We start from the raw sequence: 23,967 nt of genomic DNA, 5'->3' as shown, positions 1-23,967 counted from the left end.
CGCAAGATCGTAAAAAGATCGTTGATCATATGTTCGATCTGTAATTTTATTCTTTATTTTCATGTGCTTATTGTTGTTTTGTTGCTTGTTGTGCTTAGTTTTCAACAAGGTGGATAAATAATATAAACAGAGTTATCCACAGAACGCTTGCGTCTAAGAACAAAAAATAACAACAAATCGATTATATCGAACACAACCGAGTGAACGGATACAGATCGACAACGTGGAATCCAACCAACAGACGTGGCATTCTTAACAGATAATTTCTGTACTTACTGGATACACAAACATTATGGCTCGTATTCCTGATAATCCATTGATTCTGATCGATGGCTCTTCTTACCTATATCGCGCGTTTCATGCTTACCCTGGCACCATGAGCAATGGTGATATCCCGACTAACGCGGTTTACGGTGTAGTTAACATGCTGCGCAGCATGATGCGTCAATTTGCTTCTGATCGTATTGCGGTTATTTTTGATGCAAAAGGAAAGACGTTCCGTGATGACATGTACCCAGAGTACAAGGCTAATCGTCCACCTATGCCGGATGATCTACGTTGTCAGATCGAACCTTTGCACAACGTGATTCGCGCAATGGGTCTACCACTTATCTCGATCCCAGGCGTTGAAGCGGATGATGTGATTGGTACGCTAGCTTCTCAAGCATCTAAAGCGGGCATGCCGGTTTTGATCAGTACTGGCGATAAAGATATGGCGCAGCTGGTTGATGACAACGTTACTTTGATCAACACCATGACCAACGTGGTTATGGATCGCGAAGGCGTGATAGAGAAGTTTGGCATCCCACCTGAGCTGATTATCGACTACCTTGCACTGATGGGCGATAAAGTGGATAACATTCCTGGCGTTCCAGGTGTTGGTGACAAAACAGCAACTGCTCTACTACAAGGCATTGGTAGCATCGAAAAGCTGTATCAAAACCTGGATGATATTGCCGCTCTTGGCTTCCGTGGTTCAAAAACCATGGCTAAGAAGCTGATTGATAATAAAGACAACGCTGAGATGTCTTACGAGCTTGCAACGATCAAACTGGACGTCGAGTTAGAAGAGACACCTGAGTCGCTTGTAAAAGCACAACCAAATACGGATGAGCTGATTAAGCTATACGGTCAACTGGTCTTCAAATCTTGGTTGAACGAGCTACTTGAAGGCGGCAGCGGTGTGGTTGAGGCGGATGAGAAGTCGGGTGCAGTGCGCAGCAGCACGGCATCAACCACTTCTACCGTAGAAATGAACACCTCTGCAGTGACGATTGATCGCAGCAACTACGAAACCATCTTAGATGAAGCCTCTTTTAATGCGTGGCTAGAGAAACTGAAAGCGTCAGAGGTGTTTGCCTTTGATACTGAAACAGATAGCTTGGACTACATGGTGGCTAACCTTGTTGGTCTATCATTCGCAACCGAAGAAGGCGTTGCCGCTTACGTACCGGTTGCCCATGATTACCTAGATGCACCTCAACAACTGGATCGTGATTGGGTACTTGAACAGCTTAAGCCGATTCTTGAAGATGACGCACAGGCTAAAGTCGGTCAAAACCTGAAGTACGATATGAGCGTTTTAGCGCGCTACGGTATCGAGATGAAAGGCATCAAGCACGACACCATGCTAGCGTCTTATGTTTTTAATAGCGTTGGCGGCAAGCATGATATGGATAGCCTAGCGCTGCGTTTCCTTCAGCACAGCTGCATCTCATTTGAGCAAATCGCAGGTAAAGGTAAGAAGCAGCTTACTTTCAACCAGATTGAGCTGGGTGAGGCGTCTCCATACGCTGCAGAAGATGCGGACGTCACGCTACGTCTTCATAACCGTTTAATGGAAAACATCGAGCAAGACGAAAAGCTAAAAGCGATTTATGAAGAGATCGAAGTACCACTGATTCCAGTGATGTCTCGTATTGAACGCACAGGTGTATTCATCGACGACATGTTGCTAGGCGCTCAATCGCAAGAGATTGCGGTTCGTCTTGATGAGCTAGAGCAGAAAGCTTACGAGATTGCAGAGCAAGAGTTCAACATGAACTCACCAAAACAGCTGCAAGCGATCCTTTTTGAAAAAATGGGCTTGCCTGTTATCAAGAAAACGCCATCAGGTGCACCTTCAACCAACGAAGAAGTGCTGCAAGAGCTGGCTCTTGATTACCCGCTACCTAAGCTGATCATTGAGTATCGTGGCCTTGCGAAACTCAAGTCTACCTACACAGATAAACTGCCGAAGATGATCAACGCTGAAACGGGTCGCGTTCATACGTCTTATCACCAAGCGGTGACAGCAACGGGTCGTTTGTCTTCAACAGATCCAAACCTACAGAACATCCCAATTCGTAATGAAGAAGGTCGTCGTATCCGCCAAGCATTCGTTGCACAACATGGCTGGAAGATTCTAGCGGTCGATTACTCTCAAATTGAATTGCGTATCATGGCGCACCTTTCGGGTGATAAAGCGCTTCTGGAAGCATTCCAACAAGGCAAAGATATCCACGCGGCAACGGCTGCTGAGATCATTGGTGTTGATATTGAGAGTGTGACCACTGAACAACGTCGTCGTGCTAAAGCCGTTAACTTCGGTCTTATCTACGGTATGAGTGCCTTTGGCTTGGCTAAGCAACTGGGTATTCCTCGTGGCGAAGCACAGCACTACATGGACACTTACTTCGAGCGTTACCCTGGCGTAATGCAGTATATGGAAGACACGCGCAGTGCTGCTTCAGAGCAAGGCTTCGTTGAAACCATTTACGGTCGTCGACTGCACCTTCCTGAGATTCAATCTCGTAATGGCATGCGTCGTAAAGCTGCTGAACGCGCGGCGATCAATGCGCCAATGCAAGGCACAGCAGCGGACATCATTAAGAAAGCGATGTTGTTGGTGGATGAGTGGATTCAAGCGGAAGGCGATGGTCGTGTAAAACTGCTTATGCAGGTACACGATGAATTGGTGTTTGAAGTGGAAGAGTCATCTTTAGCCGAAATTGAAAGTAAAGTACAAGAATTGATGGAATCCGCTGCAGAGCTAGAAGTGCCGCTTGTCGCGGAAGCTGGCCACGGTGACAACTGGGATCAAGCCCACTAATCAGTTTTTGACCTTAATAAGCAAATTAGTATGAGCCAGTGCACAAACACTGGCTTTTTTTTGTCTCAAATAAAGTTAAGTCGTAATAAGAATTTAGGTGTTTTAATAAAACATTCATGAAAAAAAACTACAAAAGTTGTTTTCATTTCTGAGCAATTGTTGTACATTAAATCTCGTAGGGTACAGAGGTAAGATGTTCTATCTTTCAGACCTTTTGTTTCACGTTATTGGATTAGGCTGATTCAGCCGCCCCAGTCAGTATTTGACTGGGGCGTTTTTTCTTGTGCGAAAGAAAAATATTTCCAACCTATCATTCCCCCGTAAACCTCTCATTTTTAGTGCCTTTTATTACACTTTCTCAAGCACAGTGATAAACCCCTGATTTGCCTTAGATCTGAAATTCGATCAGCTTTTGGTAATTTAAATCCGTCTCTAAGTCGATTGTTTTATCACTTGAAATAACTTTTATTTTACAAGTTATCGATAAAGGATTGATGGATCACGCCTTATTTATCAGTGTATTGAGTCGGTGAATGCTCAATGTAATCCATGATTTTCTGTTGTTTCTCGGTGCTATATTTCAGAGCTTCGGCGGTGATCTGGATGGATTGCGCCATTGAAGAGATATTGTTGGTCGCTTTTACCAAGGTTTGCTGCATTGGTTTCAGGATAAGCAGATAGATAGCGGTCAAAGCTATAATAATGACAGCGATAACGGCCGCCAGCGCAATGATGATCTTGGTCTGAATGTCATCCAACAGCATTTGACTGGTTTGTTTAAAGGCGAGTCGAGATTGGTCTAAGGCTTGTGGCAGTTGATTGAGTGATGTCTTGGTGGAGCTCGCAAGCTTATTGATACTTTCAACGGTTTGATTGAGGGCTTGTTGCTGGTCGTCGCTTAGGTTGGGGTTGTTGACTATCGCCTGCAAAGATTGCGATATCACCTCAAGAGACTCACTCGCATCTTGGGCGTACTTTTCCATGCCATCGAGGTCTAAGGTCATATCGACATTGATCAGTGGGGCTTGTTCTTGTTCTGCTTCAGAGGCAAACCCTGTCAGTGAGACCAACATAAGTGCAATGATGGCCAATGGTGTTTTCCACATGAGTATTCCTTTCTCATTGTTCTGATTATTTAGATGTGTCTTTTAGTATGGTTCACTTCTATTGGTTTTAGTGGCTAAATCCGATTTTTAACACTAAAAACTTATGCTTAACTCACTCATTTTTGGGCAAAAAAATACCCCACCTATATAAGGAGGGGCATTGATAAGGCTAAATCACGTGTTGTAAGTGCTCTAACCTATAGCGATAAGTAGAGGAACTACTCTGAGTCGTTGTGCTCTTCGTCTGCTAACTCATCAATGATTTGATCAGCAAGCGCAGGCGCAAACCACTCATCCATCTTGGCACGCAGTTGGTCAACGCCGATGCCCTTCATTGAAGAGAAGACATCAACCGCAACATCACCACCGAAAGATTTTGCATCGTTACGGATTTTCAGTAGCTGTGCTTTACGCGCACCACTTTTCAGTTTGTCTGCTTTTGTTAACAAAACCTGTACTGGGATGCGGCTATCGATAGCCCAGTAGATCATTTGTTGGTCAAGGTCTTTCATTGGGTGACGGATATCCATCAATACCACTAAACCTTTCAGGCTTTCACGTCGTTGTAGGTATTCACCTAGCGACTTCTGCCATTTTTTCTTCATCTCAAGTGGTACTTGAGCAAAGCCATATCCAGGTAAATCGACGATATGACAACCGTCCGTTACCTTAAATAGGTTGATTAGCTGAGTTCGACCGGGTGTTTTACTGGTTTTCGCCAAGCTTTTTTGGTTTGTAACGCGATTTAGCGCGCTAGATTTACCAGCATTGGAGCGTCCTGCAAACGCAATTTCGATCCCTTCGTCTTCTGGTAAATGACGAATATCAGGTGCACTGGTAATGAAATGCGTGTTTTGATAATGAATTTTTACGCTCACTGTTAACTCCATCTCGACTTTGTGTAGTCGATTGATTACTTTTTTGTGAATTTGTGTAAAATAACCGTGCTCGGCATAAGGTCGCCTATTGTACCATGAGTGGCAACATAGAGTGGTACTGGAAGCTTGATAATTATAATGGAATGTCATGAAGAAATTAGCGCTAATTTTGAGTCTTTTAGCCAGCTGCTCAGTATGGGCTCAAGGTAGTATTGAAGCTGGTAAAGCCAAATCACAAACATGTGTTGCCTGCCACGGTGCTGACGGCAACAGCCTGATCACTCAGTACCCTAAGCTGGCTGGTCAACATGAGAAGTATCTAGAGAAGCAGTTAAAAGAGCTTAAGCTAGGTATGACAAGTGGTGGTAAGCAAGGTCGTTACGAACCTGTAATGGGTGCAATGGCGATGCCTTTATCTGAAGAAGATATGGCTGACCTAGCGGCATACTACGCCTCTCTACCTATCTCTAGTAACTCTACTCCTGAAAATGTAGTAGATGAAGGTAAGGTTCTTTACACAGCGGGTAACGCAGAACGCGGCGTAACGGCGTGTATTGCTTGTCATGGCCCTCGTGGTAATGGTACCGAACTTTCTGGTTTCCCTAAGATTTCAGGTCAGCACGCAGATTACATCAAGGCTCAACTTGAAAAATTCCGCGATGGTGACCGTAATAACGACATGAATGCGATGATGCGTGATATAGCTAAAAAGTTAACAGACGCTGATATTGATACCTTATCGAAGTACGTTGGTGGTTTACACTAATTTGTCGGTTTCTTGCTCTTAGCCAGAGTAAAGGAATGTACGTTCGAGCGAGATTGAAGAGACGCCCCGATCAGTAATGGTCGGGGCGTTTTCTTTTGTATTGGTTTTATTAATGCGTTTTGTGTTTATGTCTGATTTATCAATGTGTGATCGATTTGTGTACAAAAGTGTGAAGTCGCACTCTTGTAGTCTTTTTGTAACACGGTAAAGTAACCGCCATCAGCTAGGAGCTGACTTAGATATGGATGATCATCTAGTCTAACGGTATAGACAGAAATGGATCAGGCTAGGACAGCCCAGCAACAAGGTGTTAGAAAAGGATAGCCAAAACTCATCAGGACGATGAACAACAAACAAATTTGGCATGGAAAGCACCAATAACAAATGGAGATTTGTGTACCAAGTTGAGTATGCAAATTTTGGCCGATATAGGCAGATTTAGAGAGCGATAGGTTTTCCTATCGCTTTTTTTATTGATTTGATGAAAAAACACCCAATACCTCTCCACTATAAACTCAGTTTCTGGTATGTTTCGCATCCCTGTTTAAGGATGTGCTATGTATACTTGTCCCTTATGCCATCACCAAGGCGTGAATCACTATTTTGAAGACAAACGCAGAGCCTATCTGCAATGTCAGCAATGTGAACTGGTATTTGTTAAACCTGAACAAAGGTTAGAAGCAAAAGAAGAGAAAGCACACTATGATCTCCATGAGAACGATCCTAGTGATGCAGGCTATCGCCGTTTTCTATCTCGCATCGCGGATCCACTAACAGACAAAATTTCATCTAACTCACACGGGTTGGATTTTGGTTGTGGCCCAGGCCCTACGCTATCTATTATGTTAGAAGAAGCCGGACACACCATGGAGTTGTACGATATCTATTACCACCCAGAAGCTTCTGTGTTGGAAAAAACGTATGACTTTATGACTGCCACGGAGGTGATAGAGCATCTTTATCACCCAGACAAAGTGTGGCAGCAATGGTTGAATTTAGTTAAACCCAAGGGCTGGATTGGTCTTATGACTAAACTAGTAATAGACGTAGACGCGTTTGCTGGTTGGCACTACAAGAATGACCCGACACATGTCGTCTTCTTTAGTCGTCAAACATTCCAGTTTTTGGCAGAGCGGGATAAGCTCGAACTAGAATTTTTTGGAAATGATGTAATTTTACTGAGGAAAGTGCAGTAATGGGTCGTAGTAAGAAATCAAGAAAACCGGGAGCACTTGGCGCTCCGGAACCTATGGTTACTCGTAACCGTAGTGAATCTGATGTTGAAGGTCGTGAACGTAAGCGTGTTAAAAAGCGTAAAGGCCTTAAGTCTGGCAGCCGTCACTCAGATGGTAGCGAAGCAAAACAGCGTAAAGCTGCACAAGCTCGTGATCCACGTTTAGGCAGCAAGAAAAAAATTCCGCTGATCGTTGAACCAGCGAAGAAGCCGACTAAACAAGAGCGCAAGCTATCTAACGAACAAGAGTTAGAGATGCTTGAGAATGACGCTCAACTGAACACACTCCTAGATCGTATCGAAAATGGTGAAAACCTAGGTGCTGGTCTACAGAAGTTTGTTGATGAGAAACTTGATCGTATCGAACACCTAATGGGCCGCTTAGGTCTGCTAGAACCAGAAGACGATGAAGAAGAGATCTTCGAAGAAGCACCGGTTGCATCTAAGAAGAAAGCAAGCTCTGACGAAGACTTGCTATCTCAATTCGAAGATTTCGACTTAGACAGCTTTAAAGGTTAATAGCCAATGAACGTAACCTTATTAGCAATTGCTGGTGGAATTATCATTCTCGGCTTGGGCTCTTACGCAGGTTACCTTCTACTTCAAGTGAAGAAGCAGACGGAGTTGCAAAAGCAGCATCAAGCACTTGCCATTGAAAAACGTAACGCGACGATTTACGACAACGTAAATACTTTGTGCTTAGCGGGTATTCAAGGCCAGTGTGACTTACCTGAGATCAGTATCCGAGTGTGTATCATTATGGATAACGTTCAGGGTGATGAGCGTGTCGATTTTGATTCTGAGTATCCTGCTCTTTCTGAGCTGTACCATATCGTAAAAGATATGGCTCGCGGAGACGGAAGGCAGGAACTGACGAAGAAAGAGCGCATGCAGCAGAATCTCACACGCCATAAGGCGGAGACTCGCTTGAATGATGCGGTCATTGAAGATTTGAAAAGGTTGCAGGAGAAGGTTAAGCCTCTCAATAACCAAATCAACATTCAGATGATCTAGTCACTAAGACTTTTAAATATAGAGGCTTGTTTAACATTCCGTTTTTAGACGCGCTGCTTTTAATACCTATGCATTTAAGACTTTTCATCTTAAATGCATCTTGTTTTTAAGTCGCCTTATCTTTTAATAGACAATGTTAAATGAGCCTTCTTACCTTTTGCGTCTCGTTAATCCCGACGCTTTGTTAGTGATCAAGCTAGCAGTTCTGAGTTTTTGTCTAAAAAATTGATTTTGTCTTGGAACGACCTTACAGGTCGTGTGGCAAAATAACCCGTCTATATTTTAATGTATGTAAAATGATTTGAGAGACCTTAGGTTCTCGCGGATCTAAATTGGAAATACCGCTATGTCGAGCAAGCCAGTAACAACGAATCAGCAAATCGTTTGGGATCAAGAGATCTTAAACAAGTACAACTATTCGGGACCTCGTTACACCTCATACCCAACTGCGTTGGAGTTTCATGAAGCGTTTACCGTCGCTGATTACGACATGGCGTGTACTCAATATCCTGAGCGTCCACTCTCTCTTTACGTGCATATCCCGTTCTGCCACAAGCTTTGTTACTACTGTGGTTGTAATAAAGTCATTACTCGTCACTCGCATAAAGCGGATGAGTACCTTGATGTGATTGAACATGAAATCCGCCAACGCGCCTCTTTATTGAATGGCCGTGAAGTGACGCAATTGCACTTCGGTGGTGGTACGCCAACGTTCTTGACCAAAACACAAATCACTCGTTTGATGAGTATTTTGCGTGAAGAGTTTAACTTCACCGCTGACGCTGAAATCAGTATTGAAGTTGACCCGCGTGAGATTGAGCTAGACGTACTTGACCACCTGCGTAACGAAGGCTTCAACCGCCTGAGCATTGGCGTGCAAGACTTCAATAAAGAAGTGCAGAAACTGGTTAACCGTGAGCAAGATGAAGAGTTCATCATTGCGATGGTTAAACGAGCGAAAGAGCTAGGCTTCCGTTCAACTAACCTGGATTTGATCTACGGCCTACCAAAGCAGACTCAAGCTTTGTTCGCTGAAACATTGAAGCAAGTGTTAGAAATGAAGCCGGGCCGTTTATCGGTATTTAACTACGCACACATGCCTCAGCTGTTTGCGGCGCAGCGTAAGATTAAAGACGAAGATCTACCTGAAGCGAAAGAGAAAATGGCTATCTTGCAAGATACCATCGAGACGCTAACGGGAGCGGGTTACCAGTTCATTGGTATGGATCACTTCGCACTACCTGAAGATGAGCTAGCCGTAGCACAGCGTGAAGGTATTCTGCATCGTAACTTCCAAGGCTACACCACCCAAGGTGAAGCTGACTTAATTGGTTTCGGTGTTTCTGCGATTTCTATGGTTGGTGATGCTTACGCTCAAAACCAGAAAGAGCTGAAGAAGTACTACGCTCAAGTGAATGACCTGCGCCACGCGCTTTGGAAAGGTGTTGCTCTAGACAGTGACGACCTTCTACGTCGTGAAGTGATCAAACAGCTTATCTGTAACTTTAAGCTTGATAAAAACATGATCGAATCTGAGTTCTCGGTTAACTTTAATCGTTACTTCAAAGAAGATTTAGGGCTACTGCAAACCTTTATCAACGATGAGTTGGTTGAAGTTGACGACAAAGAAATCCGCGTGACTTTGCGTGGCCGTTTGTTGATTCGTAACATCTGTATGTGTTTCGATAAATACCTACGTGCTAAGGCTCGTCAACAGCAGTTCTCTCGTGTGATTTAATCGCTCGATTGAGAATAGAAACATAAAAAATGCCAGCATTATGCTGGCATTTTTGTATCTGTGTCTTGCTAACGGAAGACTTTCTACCTGACTAGGTGACACCCTTTTTGGTGCTTTGTTTGGTGTTAGTCAGGTCGGTTGGCCACTGATCAAACGGAACTGGACGACTGTATAAGAACCCTTGAGCCAGTGGGCATTTTAGTTGCTTGAGGAGTTCTGCCTGTTGCTGTGTTTCAACGCCTTCTGCCACTAAGCTCACTTTGAAACCTTTGGTGATGTTAACGATGGCCGCGACGATCGAGCTGTCTAGGTTCTCTTTTTCGAGCTTGCTGACGAAGCTGCGATCGATCTTCAGGCAATCAAATGGCAGTTTGTGTAAATAAGCCAGTGACGAATAGCCGGTACCAAAGTCATCAATTGCAATCGAGATGCCTAATGCTTTTAGCGTCAGCATGTTATCGATGATGGCTGGGTCATTGTCGACGATGCGTGACTCAGTGATCTCAAGTGTTAGGTTGCTTGCTGGTAGCTTGGTGTCACGTAGCGTGCCTTTTACTTGTTCAACAAAGCCACTTTCACTCAGTTGATCGACCGACAGGTTGACGTGAATAGAGAAGTCCTTGCTCCATTTTCCTGACTCAATCGCGATGGCAGTATCTCGACACGACTTATGTAGAATTTGCTTGCCGATATCGTAAATCAGCCCGCTCTCTTCAGCGAGAGGAATGAATTCAAGTGGTGAAATTACGCCTTCATCGGCTATCCAGCGTGCTAGAGCTTCAGCCCCAATGGTCGAGCCAGATTCCAGATCAATAATAGGTTGATAAAACGGTTCGAACTGTTGAAGTTCAATCGCTCGGTTCATCCGCGCCAGCATCTTAGTGCGATGTCTTGATGCTTTACCCATCTCAGGGCTGTAAATGCTGACACTAGCTTTGTCTTGTTTTGCGTTGCTCAAAGCAATGCTACTACTACGCAGCAATAGCGCAATGTCGTGGACGTTAGATACACCGACGACGCCCATCGATACCTTAATAACGACACTTTCTGATTCCATTGAAAATGGGGAAGCAAAGGTTTGAAGCAGGCGATTCGTCAGTAGTTGAGCTTCCTCGCTTTGGATGACGTTCGGGGCGTAAATGGCGAATTCATCACCGCCAGTGCGAGCTAATAGGTACTCGGATGGCAATGTGCCTCTTAAACGAGCGGCCGCAATGATAAGCAATTGGTCACCATTGTAATGACCAAGGCTGTCATTGATGTCTCGGAAGCGATCAATACCCACTAAATAAAGTGTGCCTTTTTCGTTTGCTGGGTTTTTCTTGGCAGCGTCGATAAAGCCTTCGCGGCTGTATAGTTTGGTTAATGAGTCATAGGTAAGCTGAGACTGTAATGCTTGAAAGGAAGCCTTTAAGTTGTTGGCCATTTCATTGAATGACTCCACCAACATGCTGGTTTCATAGATATGCCCTGTCTTTGGCATACTTGTGTCCCAATCGCCTTTAGCAAGACGCTTTGCCGCATCCGCTGTTGAGGTGATGGGTTGGGTTACGCGATTAAAGGCAATTAACCCAGCAATGACACCAATGCAACTCAGCGCTAGCCCGAGCAACCAACTGTTTCTTTGGTTTTCAGGTAGTTCACCGAGTAGGTTGCTTTCAGGGATCGACATACCAATAAACCAAGTGATGCCGTGCTCATCTTCATAAGGGGTGATCTGGTTGAAGTATCGTTCGTTGTCTAGGCGAAAGCTAAAGCGCTGCACGCCCAAATTATCGATTAGGTGAAATTGGTCTACGTAGCTCGCACTTTCACGTATTACCGGGTTAGCACTCTCTGATGCCAGTAAGCGTTGGCCCTTATTGGTTTTCCCTGTTCCCCAAGAGACCACGCTACCTCCGCCCGAGTGAGCGACCAAGCGTTGCTGCTTATCAATGATATAAACAGAGGCATCCGTTTTATCTTTGAGTTCTTTGAGAAACGCATTGAAGGTATTGATCTTAATGTCGCTAACGACGACGGCTTTGAATTCGTTGTCATCATAGATAGGGGCGAGGGCAGATAAGGTGATCTCTTGGCGTTCATCTGCATTGGCATAAATTGGCGACCATACAGCCTTTTTTTGCGTCGCAACGGGTGTGTACCAAGGGCGGACTCTCGGGTCGTAACTTGAAATCACAGATCGAATGTCTTCGCTGATCTTGCTGCCACGGTAAATGACCAGCTGATCGCTAGTACGCTCGTCTTGTACCATCAAGGTATAGCCGTTGTTAGCTTCTTTACGAAAACCGACATAGTTACCATCTTCAGAACCAAAGCCGATCACATCGAGTTGAGGTATAGCAGTGAAATGGTCTGAAAACGTATAAAGAATGTAGTCTTGGACCTTGCTAAGGTTTCCCGCTTGGTAAAGGTGGTGGTAGCCGATGTTATGGCTGAGCGAGAGGTTCGCGTGAAATGGCTTTTCTAAAAAGTTGGACAGGCTTTGATGAACATGGTCAGTCAGTGATGTCAGCTGGCGTGCACTAACATCACTCACCATCTCTTTGTAGCTTTGCTTTTGAGTGAAAACCATTACGCTCATAGTGAACAGAAAAATCATCACGAATGGCAGAACCACAGCAGTTCTCAAGGTAATTTGTGTTTTCAAAGACATCTTTAGCTACAACTTTAGTGGATGGCATACTTTAATTGTACCGACACTATTCAAACCAAGCGACCTTTTTTGGTTAAAAAAGTAGCTGCATCGAGAGTCATATAAGGTCTAGTACAGTTCTTTTAGTTTACGAGTTAGGGTGTTTCTTCCCCAACCTAAAACCTTGGCTGCATCCTGTTTATGACCATTGGTATGGTTGAGTGCAGCCTCTAGCAGTATACGTTCAAACTCTGGCAGCGCATAAGTTAGTAGCTCTTTTTCTCCTGAATCAAGCGCACATTTTGCCCAATTAGCCAGCAGTTGTTGCCAGTTGTCTCCTGTCCCTGAGGTCGTCACCACTTTTTCTTCCAACAGTTCTGGAGGCAAGTCTGAAGGGAGTATTTCACTGCCGCTCGCCATGACTGTGAGCCAACGACAGATGTTCTCAAGCTGACGTACGTTACCCGGCCAATTTAGCTGATTGAGCTTCATGATGGTCTCTGAGTGCAGTGTCTTCACTTCTACACCAAGCTCTTCAGCGGCGGATGCTAGGAAGTGGTGAGTCAGCTTTTCAATGTCCTGTTTACGTTCGCGCAGTGCCGGAATATGGATTCGGATAACGTTCAGTCGATGGAAAAGGTCTTCACGGAAACCACCGTCATGCACCAAGCGCTCAAGATCTTGGTGGGTTGCTGCAACGATACGAACATCAACCTTAACCGCAGAATGTCCACCGACGCGATAAAATTGGCCATCAGAAAGCACGCGCAGTAGTCGAGTCTGAATATCGAGTGGCATATCGCCTATTTCATCAAGAAACAGAGTACCGCCGTTGGCTTGTTCGAATCGTCCTTGGCGAACACTGTTAGCGCCAGTAAAGGCGCCTTTCTCGTGGCCAAACAGCTCTGATTCGATCAAGTCTTTAGGGATTGCCGCCATGTTTAACGCAATGAAGGGCTTTTTAGCTCTTGGGCTGTGACGATGCAGCGCGTGCGCGACTAATTCTTTACCAGTCCCCGATTCACCATTAATAAGAACCGAAATGGATGAACGAGACAAACGGCCAATAGCTCGGAAAACTTCCTGCATTGCCGGTGCTTCACCGATGATTTCTGGTGCGTTGGTGTCTTCGGCTACTTCGCTGGCTTGTTCTCGTTTTTGCTCTTGGCTATGTGCGATGGCTCGCTCTACTAGAGTCAGTGTCTCATCAATATCAAACGGCTTAGGCAGATACTCAAAAGCCCCTTTTTGATAAGCGTTCACCGCTGCATCGAGGTCTGAGTGCGCGGTCATAATGATCACTGGCAGGTCGGGAGAGCGCTGGTGAACTTGGTGTAACAGCTCAATCCCGTCAATGCCAGGCATGCGAATGTCGGACACCAAAACGTCTGGTGTCTCGCGCTCAAGAGCAAGCAATACGCTCTCAGCATCAGCAAATGTTTCACACTTTATATCCGCAGATGACAGTGTTTTCTCTACGACCCAGCGTATAGAACTGTCGTCATCGACGACCCAAACGTATCCCTTACTCATAATTCAATTCCTTTGCAGCCAAATCTATTGTGATAATCATTGTTGTTTTTATGATGTCTTTAATTTTTGTGTTACCGAGTTAAGCCTTTCGTCTCGCTGTCGAATCGCGAGGTTCTGTTGACCTAAATGGGTAGGTAAATCGTGAATGTGGTGTTACCCGGCCAGCTTTCAACATCAATTTTCCCATTGTGTTGATCGATCAGGTTTTGAGAAATCGATAGCCCCAGCCCTGTTCCACCTTCTCGTCCGCTGACCATTGGGTAAAACAGCGTGTCTTTTAAATCATCGGGGATGCCCGGACCGTTATCGCTGATCTCAATACGAGCTGCGAGTTTGTGTCGCTGCCCGTGAATATTTGCTTGATGCACCGTTCTGGTGCGAATGGTGATTTTGCCAGAATCTTGAGTCTTTAGAATCTGCGCTGCATTGCTCACGATATTGAGCATCGCTTGTTCAACCTGTGCCGAATCCATCAAGATGTCCGGTAGGCTCGGGTCGTAATCCCTTTCGATGGCGAGCGTTGAACCCGATTCGAGCTCTACGAGCTGCCTGACTTTCTCAAGTATCTGGTGAAGGTTCTCTTCTGATTTAGTCCCCGGCTTCTGTGGGCCAAGCAGACGGTCGACTAATGCTCTTAAGCGGTCGGCTTGCTCAATAATGATCTGCGTATATTCATTAAGAGACTGATCAGGAAGCATTTTCCCAAGTAACTGCGCCGCACCTCTTAAGCCACCGAGTGGATTTTTGATCTCATGTGCTAACCCGCGTACCAGCAACTTAGCCGCTTGTTGTTGTGCATGTTGGTTGAGCTCTTGGCTAAGGCGTCTTTGCTGGTCTATCTTGCGCATCTCAACCAATAACAGCGTCTCTCGCTGCCAAGATATTGGGCTAACCGTGACTTCAAGCATCAGTGGGCGGTTATCAACAACGAAGGTAACGTCACTGTCGGTAATGCTCTGGCCACTTTGTAGCGGTTGCGTCAGAAGCGCCAAATCAAGTGAAGCGTGTTGGATAAGTTGGCTCAGTGGATGATCAACGATGCGTCGTGCGCTCTGTGAAAAGAGCTGCTCAGCCGCCGGATTTGCGTATCGGACATACAATTGCTCATCGAGCATTAATGTCGAAGTCACCATATTGTCGAGAATGGCGCTGGAAAGATGGTGTGTATCTATGCTGTCGCTTTTGGCTGATCGATTCACTATTTCGTCCTTGAACTGGTGTTTTTCTCACTGCACCAAATTGGTGCGTAGCTAAGTTCAAGTATGGCGCATATCAACCAGAAGCTAAAGATAATTCATTAGAGTCGCTGAAAGCTGCTTCGATTAGGTGAAAAGTAGAGGTTATTTGGCCTCTTTTAACACATTGGCCTACTTGAGCGTCGCTCGATGTAAATACACGGTGACTGGACTAGTAGATGCAATAAGCTTGCCGCTTCTATGTGCTTGAATTGCAATGGTGTGAGTACCTCGATCGATACCTTTTAATTCCCAAATAGGCTGGGTCTGTGGGGCGCCATATCGACGGCCATCAAGCATCAATTGTAATTGCTCACCTATACCAAGCTTTCGGTTGAGTTCTATCTGAATCGGGATTAAGCCGCGATTACTACGAATGGTTTGATCATGAACTGGAGTCAACATGGTGAGGGCTAATTGAGTAGGAACCTCGCGCTTTGTGGTTTCGGTTTCTGCCTGAGTTTTGGCTGGCGTTGCCGTTTTAGTTGTAGAGGAAGCAGCAGCGTCAACCGGAGTTGAGGCCTCAAATTTAGGGGCGGGTGCTGAAGCTTGCACATCTGGCAGGCGAAGAGCCTCGGCATCTTGAGCGCTAGGGTTATCACTAAAGTGGAGCACGCCATCTTCATCTATCCAGGTATACACCGTTTGAGCAGAGCACGAGAGCGCGACTGTTAACCCGATTAGGAACAGTATGTTTTTCATATCTTTAGCCTCTTTTCACCGCTAGGTGATTTCACGTTTGGCGTTGGTTTTATTGTATTTAGCGCGACAGCCTCTGAGGGCTTTTGTTAAATGCCAATCACAGTAAGTTAATGCTCAGAAATAGCGCAGGAAAAAGGCTTGAGAACGAGGCAGCCCTGCTCGGCAAAAATAGTTTCGATAAGTAGTTATTCTACAATCAAAAAACCTAACGATGTTATCGAGTGTTTTAACAAGCTAGGCTGAGTAGTTATTTACTACGATTGGTATCTAGTATGGTACGAGGAAGCGGGGGGAGGGAGAATATAAAAAAGGCCCGCCTGCGAGGCGAGCCTAATATTTAGTCAGCGATTCTTACAAGGTTGCAGTAAGAAATGGCTTATCTCTACAGGAGATTAAACTGAGTAGTACAGTTCAAACTCAAGTGGGTGTGTAGCCATGTTCACGCGTTGTACGTCGTCAGATTTCAGAGTGATGTAAGAATCGATGAAATCGTCAGAGAATACGCCGCCAGCTGTTAGGAACTCACGGTCTTCGCTAAGCGCTGCTAGAGCTTCTTGTAGAGATTCTGCAACTGTTGGGATTTCAGCTGCTTCTTCTGCAGGAAGGTCGTATAGATCTTTATCCATAGCTTCGCCTGGGTGAATCTTGTTCTTGATGCCGTCAAGGCCAGCCATAAGCATTGCTGAGTAGCATAGGTATGGGTTAGCTGCTGGGTCACCAAAACGTAGCTCGATACGACGTGCTTTAGGGCTTGGTACTACTGGGATACGGATAGAAGCAGAACGGTTACGTGCTGAGTAAGCAAGCATTACAGGTGCTTCGAAACCAGGTACAAGACGCTTGTACGAGTTAGTTGATGGGTTAGCAAACGCGTTGATTGCACGAGCGTGCTTGATTACACCACCGATGTAGTAAAGAGCCATTTCAGATAGGCCGCCGTACTTATCACCAGCAAACAGGTTAACGCCGTCTTTTGCTAGAGATTGGTGAACGTGCATACCAGAACCGTTGTCACCAACTAGTGGCTTAGGCATGAATGTCGCTGTTTTACCAAATGCGTGAGCAACGTTGTGTACAACGTACTTGTAGATTTGAGTTTCATCAGCTTTCGCTGTTAGCGTGTTGAAGCGAGTAGCGATTTCGTTTTGACCCGCAGTTGCTACTTCATGGTGGTGAGCTTCAACAACTAGGCCCATCTCTTCCATTACTAGACACATTGCTGAACGGATGTCTTGAGATGAATCTACTGGAGCTACTGGGAAGTAACCGCCTTTAACGCCAGGACGGTGACCTTTGTTACCGCCTTCGATGTCAGAACCTGTGTTCCAAGCTGCTTCTACGTCATCGATCTTGAAGAAAGAACCAGACATGTCGTTTGAGAACTTAACGTCATCAAATAGGAAGAATTCTGGCTCTGGACCAACTAGAACTGTGTCTGCGATACCTGTAGAACGTAGGTACTCTTCAGAACGTTTAGCGATAGAGCGTGGGTCACGGTCGTAGCCTTGCATTGTTGCAGGCTCAAGGATGTCACAACGGATGTTTAGCGTTGCGTCTTCTGTGAATGGGTCCAGTACAGCAGATGCTGCGTCTGGCATCATTACCATGTCAGATTCGTTAATGCCTTTCCAACCAGCTACTGAAGAGCCGTCAAACATTTTGCCTTCTTCGAAGAAGTCTGCATCAACTTGGTGAGAAGGAATAGAGATATGCTGCTCTTTACCTTTTGTATCAGTAAAACGTAAGTCGATAAATTTAACTTCGTTCTCTTGGATCAGGGATAGTACATTTTCTACTGACATCTTGGATAACCTCCAGTGTTATTAATTCGGTATTAGCTCGATTCGGTTGAAACTAGCATTGATTAATGTCTATAAGTGCATTAATCGATGCTGATTTATCTATAGCCAAAAACGTGCCAAAAAAATTATTCCATTAATTTCAATGTTTTACTTGTTTTGCGGTTTTGCTTAATCTACTTTTTGCACCAAAATGATCTCTGTTTGCACTTTATTGGTGCAACCGTTTGTCTGTGCACCAATATGAGACAATAAGCGAACACCATTCAGCAATGAATTGCCTAAGTTGTCAATCCACTTTTGTCATTTTGCCGGAGATTTGGCTTGTGACTCGCGCGTGATGCTTTTTTAGAATCCTACGAATCGGGCTACCCAACACTGTACTGAATCAAAGTTAAGAGGATATGAATCGCTAACTAAGAAAAAAGCCTTGGTTCAGATCACATATTTCTGGGTTTTTGTCTAGAATCTGGTATATTATTGACCGTTTTTTAAATCAAGCTAGCGGTTATTATCCAAACTTTTGAGATAAGTGACGGCTACTTTTATGAGTGAATCGAGAATCCATGTCTACTCCACAGATTGATAAGTTAAGAAATATCGCGATCATCGCGCACGTTGACCACGGTAAAACGACTTTGGTTGATAAACTGCTACAACAGTCAGGCACTCTTGAGTCTCGTGGTGAAGCTGAAGAGCGTGTCATGGATTCGAATGACATCGAAAAAGAGCGTGGCATTACCATTCTTGCTAAGAACACAGCAATCAACTGGAATGATTACCGCATCAACATCGTAGATACTCCGGGACACGCGGACTTCGGTGGTGAAGTTGAGCGTATCATGTCTATGGTTGACTCTGTTCTGCTTATCGTTGACGCAGTTGATGGCCCAATGCCTCAAACTCGTTTCGTAACGCAAAAAGCATTCGCACACGGTCTTAAGCCAATCGTTGTAATCAACAAGATTGACCGCCCAGGCGCTCGTCCTGATTGGGTTATGGATCAAGTATTCGACCTTTTCGACAACCTAGGTGCTACTGATGAGCAACTAGACTTCACAGTTGTTTACGCTTCAGCTCTAAACGGCTGGGCAACAATGACTGAAGGCGAAACTGGCGAGAACATGGAACCATTGTTCCAAGCTGTTGTTGATACAGTAGACGCGCCTGCAGTTGACCTTGACGGTCCACTACAAATGCAAATTTCGCAACTTGATTACAGCTCTTACGTAGGTGTTATCGGTGTTGCTCGTGTTACTCGTGGTTCTGTTAAACCAAACCAACAAGTAACTATCGTCAATGCAGAAGGCAAAAAACGTAACGGTAAAGTAGGTACAGTTCTTGGTTACCTAGGTCTTGACCGTCACGAAGTTGAGCAAGCTAACGCTGGCGACATCATTGCAATCACTGGTCTTGGTGAGCTGAAAATTTCAGACACTATCTGTGACGTAAACAATGTTGAAGCAATGACTCCGCTTTCTGTTGATGAACCAACAGTAACAATGACGTTCCAAGTAAACACTTCTCCGTTCGCGGGTAAAGAAGGTAAGTTCGTTACTTCACGTAACATCCTTGAGCGTCTAGAGAAAGAACTAGTACACAACGTTGCACTACGTGTTGAAGAAACTGATAACCCAGATCGTTTCCGTGTTTCAGGTCGTGGTGAACTTCACCTATCTATCCTGATCGAAAACATGCGTCGTGAAGGTTTCGAGCTAGCTGTATCTCGTCCAGAAGTTATCATCAAGAAAGACGAAGATGGCAACCTAACTGAACCGTTTGAAACTGTGACTATCGACGTGCTTGAAGAGCACCAAGGTGGCATCATGGAAAACATCGGTCTACGTAAAGGTGAGCTAACTGATATGTCTCCAGATGGCAAAGGCCGTGTTCGCATGGACTTCATGATGCCTTCTCGTGGTCTTATCGGTTTCCAAACTGAGTTCCTAACTCTAACGTCTGGTTCTGGTCTTCTTTACCACTCATTTGATCACTACGGTCCTCACAAAGGCGGCGTAATCGGTCAACGTAACAACGGTGTTCTAATCTCGAACGCAACTGGTAAAGCTCTGACTTACGCACTATTCAACCTACAAGAACGTGGTCGTCTATTTGCTGAGCACGCGGATGAAGTATACGAAGGTCAAATCATCGGTATTCACAACCGTTCAAACGACCTAACAGTAAACTGTCTGAAAGGTAAGCAGCTAACGAACGTTCGTGCATCTGGTACTGATGAAGCACAGGTTCTTTCGCCACCTATCCGTCACACTCTAGAGCAAGCTCTTGAGTTCATCGACGAAGACGAACTAGTAGAAGTAACGCCAGTAAGCATTCGTATCCGTAAGAAGCTTCTTACTGAAAACGAACGTAAGCGTGCAGCACGTCCAGCTAAGGCTTAATTGCCAGCTGACTAGCTTCTAGCTAACAAGCAATACGTTTTAGAATAAGTAAGAAAGCCCCGAGTAGCCTAGCTGCTCGGGGCTTTTGTTTTTTAGTTTGTTTAGATACGGTTAAACGAGATTTCGTCATCCTCAAGAGGGAGGAACGACCGAGTTGGGGATCTAGCTTTTGATACCTAAGTAACGCTCAACGAATTGAAGCCGTTCTTCGACTGGCATAAACGGCACTTCAACCACCTCATAGCCAAGTTCTTGGTAGACTCTTTCTAAAGCGTGGTGAATCTCTAGCGCTTCCTCAAACGGATAAGGTCTCACATCATCTTGTACATAAATTGAAGCCTCAGGGCGACAGAACAACACTTGGGGGTGATAACCTTGGCTCGCTTCTCGGTAGGTTGTGTTTATCTCTAGTTTCGCCTGAGCCAAATAGCCACAAATGTCTGGAATAGCGCGATCGAGAAAGGCAATCGGATGTTGATTGGCTTGGTCTTTTTGCTCGCTCATCACACCTAAACAAAGCTCAGCAAAGCCGGGAAGGTCTACCCAAGGCAAGATACCGTTTTCAAGCTGACTTTGCTGTTCTATTAACTGGCGAGAGGACTCTGCGAAGGTGGGGTAACTCGCACCAGCCAACGCATTTATCAGTATGGTTTTTCCGGCACCAGGGCCGCCAGTTATAATGATTGGGTTCATACGGGCTTATCTTTATTTGTGCCTACGGGCGTTATTTCTGGTTTAGTTGAGCAAGGAACTTATCCGATTCGGCGATCGCAGCATTCATCTGTTCTATTGCGTAGGCGATGTCTTTTTCTAAGCTCATAAACTCACCTTGCAGCGAGTCGACAGCGCTCGCATTGAGGTTGTGCTTCAAGTAAAGCGTGTTGTCGCGAAGGGTATTGAGCACTGGGTCCATTTTCTTCTCGGCGCGCTTCATTGCTGACAGCATCGTTTGGTAAGACAATTTAGTTTCACGAAGCTTTTGCTCGCTCGAGCGGCGCAGTGAATCACTGGTGTAGAGATCTAACTCACTCTGCCACTCTTCAAACAGCGCATCCGACACATCTTCAATCGCAGCAATGCGGTCACTGACATTTTGCGCGGCTTTCTCGCTGTCTTGGTATTTATCGTTGATTTGGTTGTACATGTCTTCAAGGTCGCCGCCACTGAAATTAGTCAGGCTACTCAAGGCTTCAAGTGCGCTGGTAAACTCTTCCTGAGCATCCTGCTGTGACTCTTTAGCGTCTTCCACTCTATCAACCATAATGTCACGCTTGTGATAGCCCACTTGCTCCATTGCGGAGTAATAAGCTGATTGGCATCCAGTAAGAGTAAAAATAGAGAGGACTATAACTATTAAATAAGGCATCCTAGTTTCCTATAGTTAAGTAACGGAATATTAATTAGGACTATGAACGAGTTACAAGGGAGTTACAAGTTGAAGATAAAAAAGGTCGCCACACTCAGTATTCAGTTTTCTCGCTATCTTTTGGCGCGAATGACGCACGATAGAGTCAACGTGAATGCGGGCTACTTGGCGTACATTACTTTGCTCTCGATCGTACCGATGTTGACGGTTCTGCTCTCTATCTTGTCATCATTTTCCATCTTTGCTGATGTTGGTATCGTGATTCAAAACTTCGTTATTATCAACTTTGTTCCAGCGTCAGGAGATGCGGTGCACGGTGCCTTGCTCGAGTTTGTTGCCAACACGGGTAAGATGACGGCGGTCGGTAGTGTGTTCTTGTTCATTGCGGCACTGATGTTGATCTCGAATATCGATAAGAACCTAAACTACATCTGGCGTGTTAATGAGAAGCGACGTGCGGTATTGTCGTTCTCAATGTACTGGATGGTGCTAACACTTGGGCCGATCTTGGTTGGGGCGAGTATTGCTGCCACTTCGTATGTGACATCGCTCAGTCTGCTACAAAATGAAGTCGTATCTGGCGCCTTTAATACCGTAATTCGCAAACTGCCTTTGATTCTCTCTTTCTTTGCGTTTTTCGGTCTGTACCTGTTGGTTCCCAACAAAAAGATACACTTTTCTCATGCGGCTGCAGGTTCTCTAGTGGCGGCTCTGTTGTTCGAACTCAGTAAGAAAGGCTTCGCGGCCTACATTACTCAATTCCCTTCTTACCAGTTGATTTATGGCGCATTGGCGGCAATACCAATTCTTTTTGTCTGGGTTTATTTGTGCTGGTTGATTGTGCTGGTGGGTGCTGAGGTGACCGCTGCATTGGGTGAGCAGGAACAGTGGAGTGACTCGAAAGAAATGGTACACTCGTCGGATAAAGACAAAATCACAGAGCAAGGAAACAACAGTGATAGCACTGATCCAGAGAGTAAGTGAAGCTGCCGTCCGTGTTGATGGCGAAGTAGTTGGTGAGATTGAACAAGGCTTATTAGTTTTGTTAGGCGTAGAAAAAGGTGACGACGAAGCCAAAGCCAAACGTTTGATGGAACGAGTGACCACTTATCGTGTCTTTGGAGACGAAGACGATAAAATGAACCTCAACGTGAAGCAAGTAGAAGGTAAGGTATTAGTGGTGTCTCAATTCACTCTGCCGGCCGATACCAAGAAAGGGACTCGAGCAGGGTTCTCTCGTGGTGCTCACCCAGAAGATGCTGAGCGTCTTTATAACTATTTCTCTGACCAGTGTGAATCAGTGTTACCAACGGAACGTGGCCGATTCGCAGCCGACATGAAAGTGTCTTTGGTTAATGATGGCCCAGTGACATTCTGGCTGCAGGTTTAGGCTTAAAGGAATAAGCATGTTTAAACTCATAACACCAACCACCGAAAATCAGCTAAACAAGTATTACCATTTTCGTTGGCAGATGCTCCGTGAACCTTGGCGAATGCCGGTAGGTTCTGAGCGCGATGAATATGACCCAATGAGTCACCATCGCATGATTGTTGATGGTCGTGGTCGCCCGATGGCGATTGGTCGTCTGTATATCACCCCAGATCTGGAAGGTCAGATCCGCTATATGGCGGTGAAGAAATCTCGCCAAAGTAAAGGCATGGGTTCGTTGATTCTAGTCGCACTTGAGTCATTGGCTCGCCAAGAGGGTGCTAAGCGCTTGGTGTGTAATGCACGTGAAGATGCGATCTCATTCTATGAGAAGAATGAATTTGAACGTCGCGGTGAGATTAACGATCAACGTGGCCCTGTGCGTCACCAACAGATGGTTAAGCATCTTGACCCAATGGCAGACGTTCTACGCAAGCCTGAGTGGTGTAATGAGCTTCAGCAGCGCTGGGAACATCAGATCCCGATCAGTGACAAGATGGGCATCAAGATCAACCAATACACGGGTTACCAATTTGAGTGTAGTGCTCAGCTGAATCCTAACTTGAACCCTCATAACACCATGTTTGCAGGATCTGCCTTTACCTTAGCGACCTTAACTGGTTGGGGGATGACTTGGCTATTGATGAAAGAACGCGGGCTGACCGGTGATATCGTGCTGGCAGACAGTAATATTCGTTATCGTCACCCAGTTGAGCAAAACCCTGTTGCCTCTACTTCATTGGATGGGATCAGTGGCGACTTGGACCGCCTCGCGTCAGGAAGAAAGGCACGTATCATCATTCACGTGACCATTCATAGCGGCGATGTGGAAGCGGTAGAGTTTACGGGAACCTATATGCTGATCCCTGATTATAAGAAAATACTATCGACGGATAGCAAGGCGAGTGAATAACTTCACGCTCGCTTGATGATAGATAGAATTATTGATTGAAAGCGCTACTCCTGAGGAGTGGCGCTTTTTTGTGGTTCATCGCGGCTTTCCGGGGAAAGCCGCTTTTATCTTCAAGAAGAAGTAGTC

At 45.3% G+C, this 23,967-nt stretch carries 19 protein-coding genes; 10 read left to right on the top strand and 9 right to left on the bottom strand.

Annotation, left to right across the window (positions count from 1 at the left end):
- The first annotated feature begins 292 nt into the window (after positions 1-292).
- Positions 293-3,091 (top strand): DNA polymerase I, encoded by a 2,799-nt coding sequence (gene polA / locus AB6E51_RS17955; RefSeq protein WP_017063055.1) that lies wholly within the window; start codon positions 293-295, stop codon positions 3,089-3,091.
- Between the two features lie 506 nt (positions 3,092-3,597).
- Here polA and AB6E51_RS17950 read toward each other — a convergent pair.
- Both AB6E51_RS17950 and yihA read right to left on the bottom strand, forming a co-directional pair.
- Complete coding sequence (locus tag AB6E51_RS17950; protein WP_017060161.1) at positions 3,598-4,197, bottom strand: GTP-binding protein; 600 nt, start codon at positions 4,195-4,197, stop codon at positions 3,598-3,600.
- A 218-nt stretch (positions 4,198-4,415) separates the two neighbouring features.
- Positions 4,416-5,075 (bottom strand): ribosome biogenesis GTP-binding protein YihA/YsxC, encoded by a 660-nt coding sequence (gene yihA, locus AB6E51_RS17945; protein WP_017060162.1) that lies wholly within the window; start codon positions 5,073-5,075, stop codon positions 4,416-4,418.
- Positions 5,076-5,223: 148 nt separating this feature from the next.
- Here yihA and AB6E51_RS17940 point away from each other — a divergent pair, with 148 nt between their 5' ends.
- From AB6E51_RS17940 to hemN, 5 genes are all read left to right on the top strand, one after another.
- Positions 5,224-5,841, top strand: coding sequence for a cytochrome c (locus tag AB6E51_RS17940; protein ID WP_372058870.1), 618 nt, complete (start codon positions 5,224-5,226; stop codon positions 5,839-5,841).
- A 557-nt stretch (positions 5,842-6,398) separates the two neighbouring features.
- Complete coding sequence (locus AB6E51_RS17935) at positions 6,399-7,037, top strand: class I SAM-dependent methyltransferase (protein ID WP_004735576.1); 639 nt, start codon at positions 6,399-6,401, stop codon at positions 7,035-7,037.
- Positions 7,037-7,594, top strand: a complete 558-nt coding sequence (gene yihI, locus AB6E51_RS17930) for a Der GTPase-activating protein YihI (protein WP_017060163.1) — start codon at positions 7,037-7,039, stop codon at positions 7,592-7,594. The genes AB6E51_RS17935 and yihI overlap by 1 nt, the downstream gene beginning before the upstream one ends.
- 6 nt (positions 7,595-7,600) lie before the next feature.
- A complete protein-coding gene (locus AB6E51_RS17925) occupies positions 7,601-8,089 on the top strand; it encodes a DUF2489 domain-containing protein (RefSeq protein ID WP_004735578.1) in 489 nt (162 codons plus the stop codon).
- A 346-nt stretch (positions 8,090-8,435) separates the two neighbouring features.
- Positions 8,436-9,827 (top strand): oxygen-independent coproporphyrinogen III oxidase, encoded by a 1,392-nt coding sequence (gene hemN / locus AB6E51_RS17920; RefSeq protein ID WP_017063057.1) that lies wholly within the window; start codon positions 8,436-8,438, stop codon positions 9,825-9,827.
- A gap of 91 nt (positions 9,828-9,918) precedes the next feature.
- Here the strand turns inward: hemN and AB6E51_RS17915 are convergent, their stop codons facing one another.
- The 5 genes from AB6E51_RS17915 to glnA all read right to left on the bottom strand — a co-directional run bounded on the left by AB6E51_RS17915 (position 9,919) and on the right by glnA (position 17,734).
- Positions 9,919-12,483, bottom strand: coding sequence for an EAL domain-containing protein (locus AB6E51_RS17915; protein WP_229648026.1), 2,565 nt, complete (start codon positions 12,481-12,483; stop codon positions 9,919-9,921).
- Between the two features lie 108 nt (positions 12,484-12,591).
- On the bottom strand, positions 12,592-13,995 hold the full coding sequence (gene glnG / locus AB6E51_RS17910) for a nitrogen regulation protein NR(I) (RefSeq protein WP_004735581.1): 1,404 nt from the start codon (positions 13,993-13,995) through the stop codon (positions 12,592-12,594).
- Between the two features lie 122 nt (positions 13,996-14,117).
- The gene (glnL, locus tag AB6E51_RS17905; RefSeq protein WP_019826501.1) at positions 14,118-15,194 is read right to left on the bottom strand and encodes a nitrogen regulation protein NR(II); all 1,077 of its coding nucleotides are present in this window, start codon (positions 15,192-15,194) and stop codon (positions 14,118-14,120) included.
- Between the two features lie 168 nt (positions 15,195-15,362).
- Positions 15,363-15,932, bottom strand: a complete 570-nt coding sequence (locus AB6E51_RS17900) for a DUF4124 domain-containing protein (protein ID WP_017059222.1) — start codon at positions 15,930-15,932, stop codon at positions 15,363-15,365.
- A 392-nt stretch (positions 15,933-16,324) separates the two neighbouring features.
- Entirely contained in the window at positions 16,325-17,734 is a 1,410-nt protein-coding gene (glnA, locus tag AB6E51_RS17895; RefSeq protein ID WP_019826498.1) for a glutamate--ammonia ligase, read from the bottom strand.
- A 563-nt stretch (positions 17,735-18,297) separates the two neighbouring features.
- Between glnA and typA the strand changes: the two genes are divergently transcribed.
- Complete coding sequence (gene typA / locus AB6E51_RS17890) at positions 18,298-20,133, top strand: translational GTPase TypA (RefSeq protein ID WP_017059220.1); 1,836 nt, start codon at positions 18,298-18,300, stop codon at positions 20,131-20,133.
- Between the two features lie 162 nt (positions 20,134-20,295).
- Here typA and AB6E51_RS17885 read toward each other — a convergent pair whose 3' ends face one another.
- Together AB6E51_RS17885 and AB6E51_RS17880 are read right to left on the bottom strand one after the other, a co-directional pair.
- Positions 20,296-20,826 (bottom strand): AAA family ATPase, encoded by a 531-nt coding sequence (locus tag AB6E51_RS17885; protein WP_372058869.1) that lies wholly within the window; start codon positions 20,824-20,826, stop codon positions 20,296-20,298.
- 31 nt (positions 20,827-20,857) lie between these two features.
- Entirely contained in the window at positions 20,858-21,499 is a 642-nt protein-coding gene (locus AB6E51_RS17880; protein WP_372058868.1) for a DUF2959 domain-containing protein, read from the bottom strand.
- Between the two features lie 42 nt (positions 21,500-21,541).
- Here AB6E51_RS17880 and AB6E51_RS17875 point away from each other — a divergent pair, with 42 nt between their 5' ends.
- The 3 genes from AB6E51_RS17875 to AB6E51_RS17865 are packed head-to-tail and all read left to right on the top strand — an operon-like array spanning position 21,542 to position 23,841.
- Positions 21,542-22,483: a virulence factor BrkB family protein gene (locus tag AB6E51_RS17875; RefSeq protein WP_032546762.1), complete on the top strand. Its 942-nt coding sequence runs from the start codon at positions 21,542-21,544 to the stop codon at positions 22,481-22,483.
- Positions 22,455-22,889 (top strand): D-aminoacyl-tRNA deacylase, encoded by a 435-nt coding sequence (gene dtd / locus AB6E51_RS17870; protein ID WP_004735590.1) that lies wholly within the window; start codon positions 22,455-22,457, stop codon positions 22,887-22,889. Before AB6E51_RS17875 ends, dtd begins: the two co-directional genes overlap by 29 nt.
- Before the next feature lie 16 nt (positions 22,890-22,905).
- Complete coding sequence (locus AB6E51_RS17865; protein WP_102332597.1) at positions 22,906-23,841, top strand: bifunctional GNAT family N-acetyltransferase/hotdog fold thioesterase; 936 nt, start codon at positions 22,906-22,908, stop codon at positions 23,839-23,841.
- Positions 23,842-23,967 lie beyond the last annotated feature (126 nt).

This window comes from Vibrio sp. 10N.247.311.47 (genome assembly GCF_041467535.1).
GTDB classification, from domain to species: Bacteria; Pseudomonadota; Gammaproteobacteria; order Enterobacterales; family Vibrionaceae; genus Vibrio; species Vibrio crassostreae_C.
This window is presented reverse-complemented; position numbering and strand designations above follow the sequence as displayed.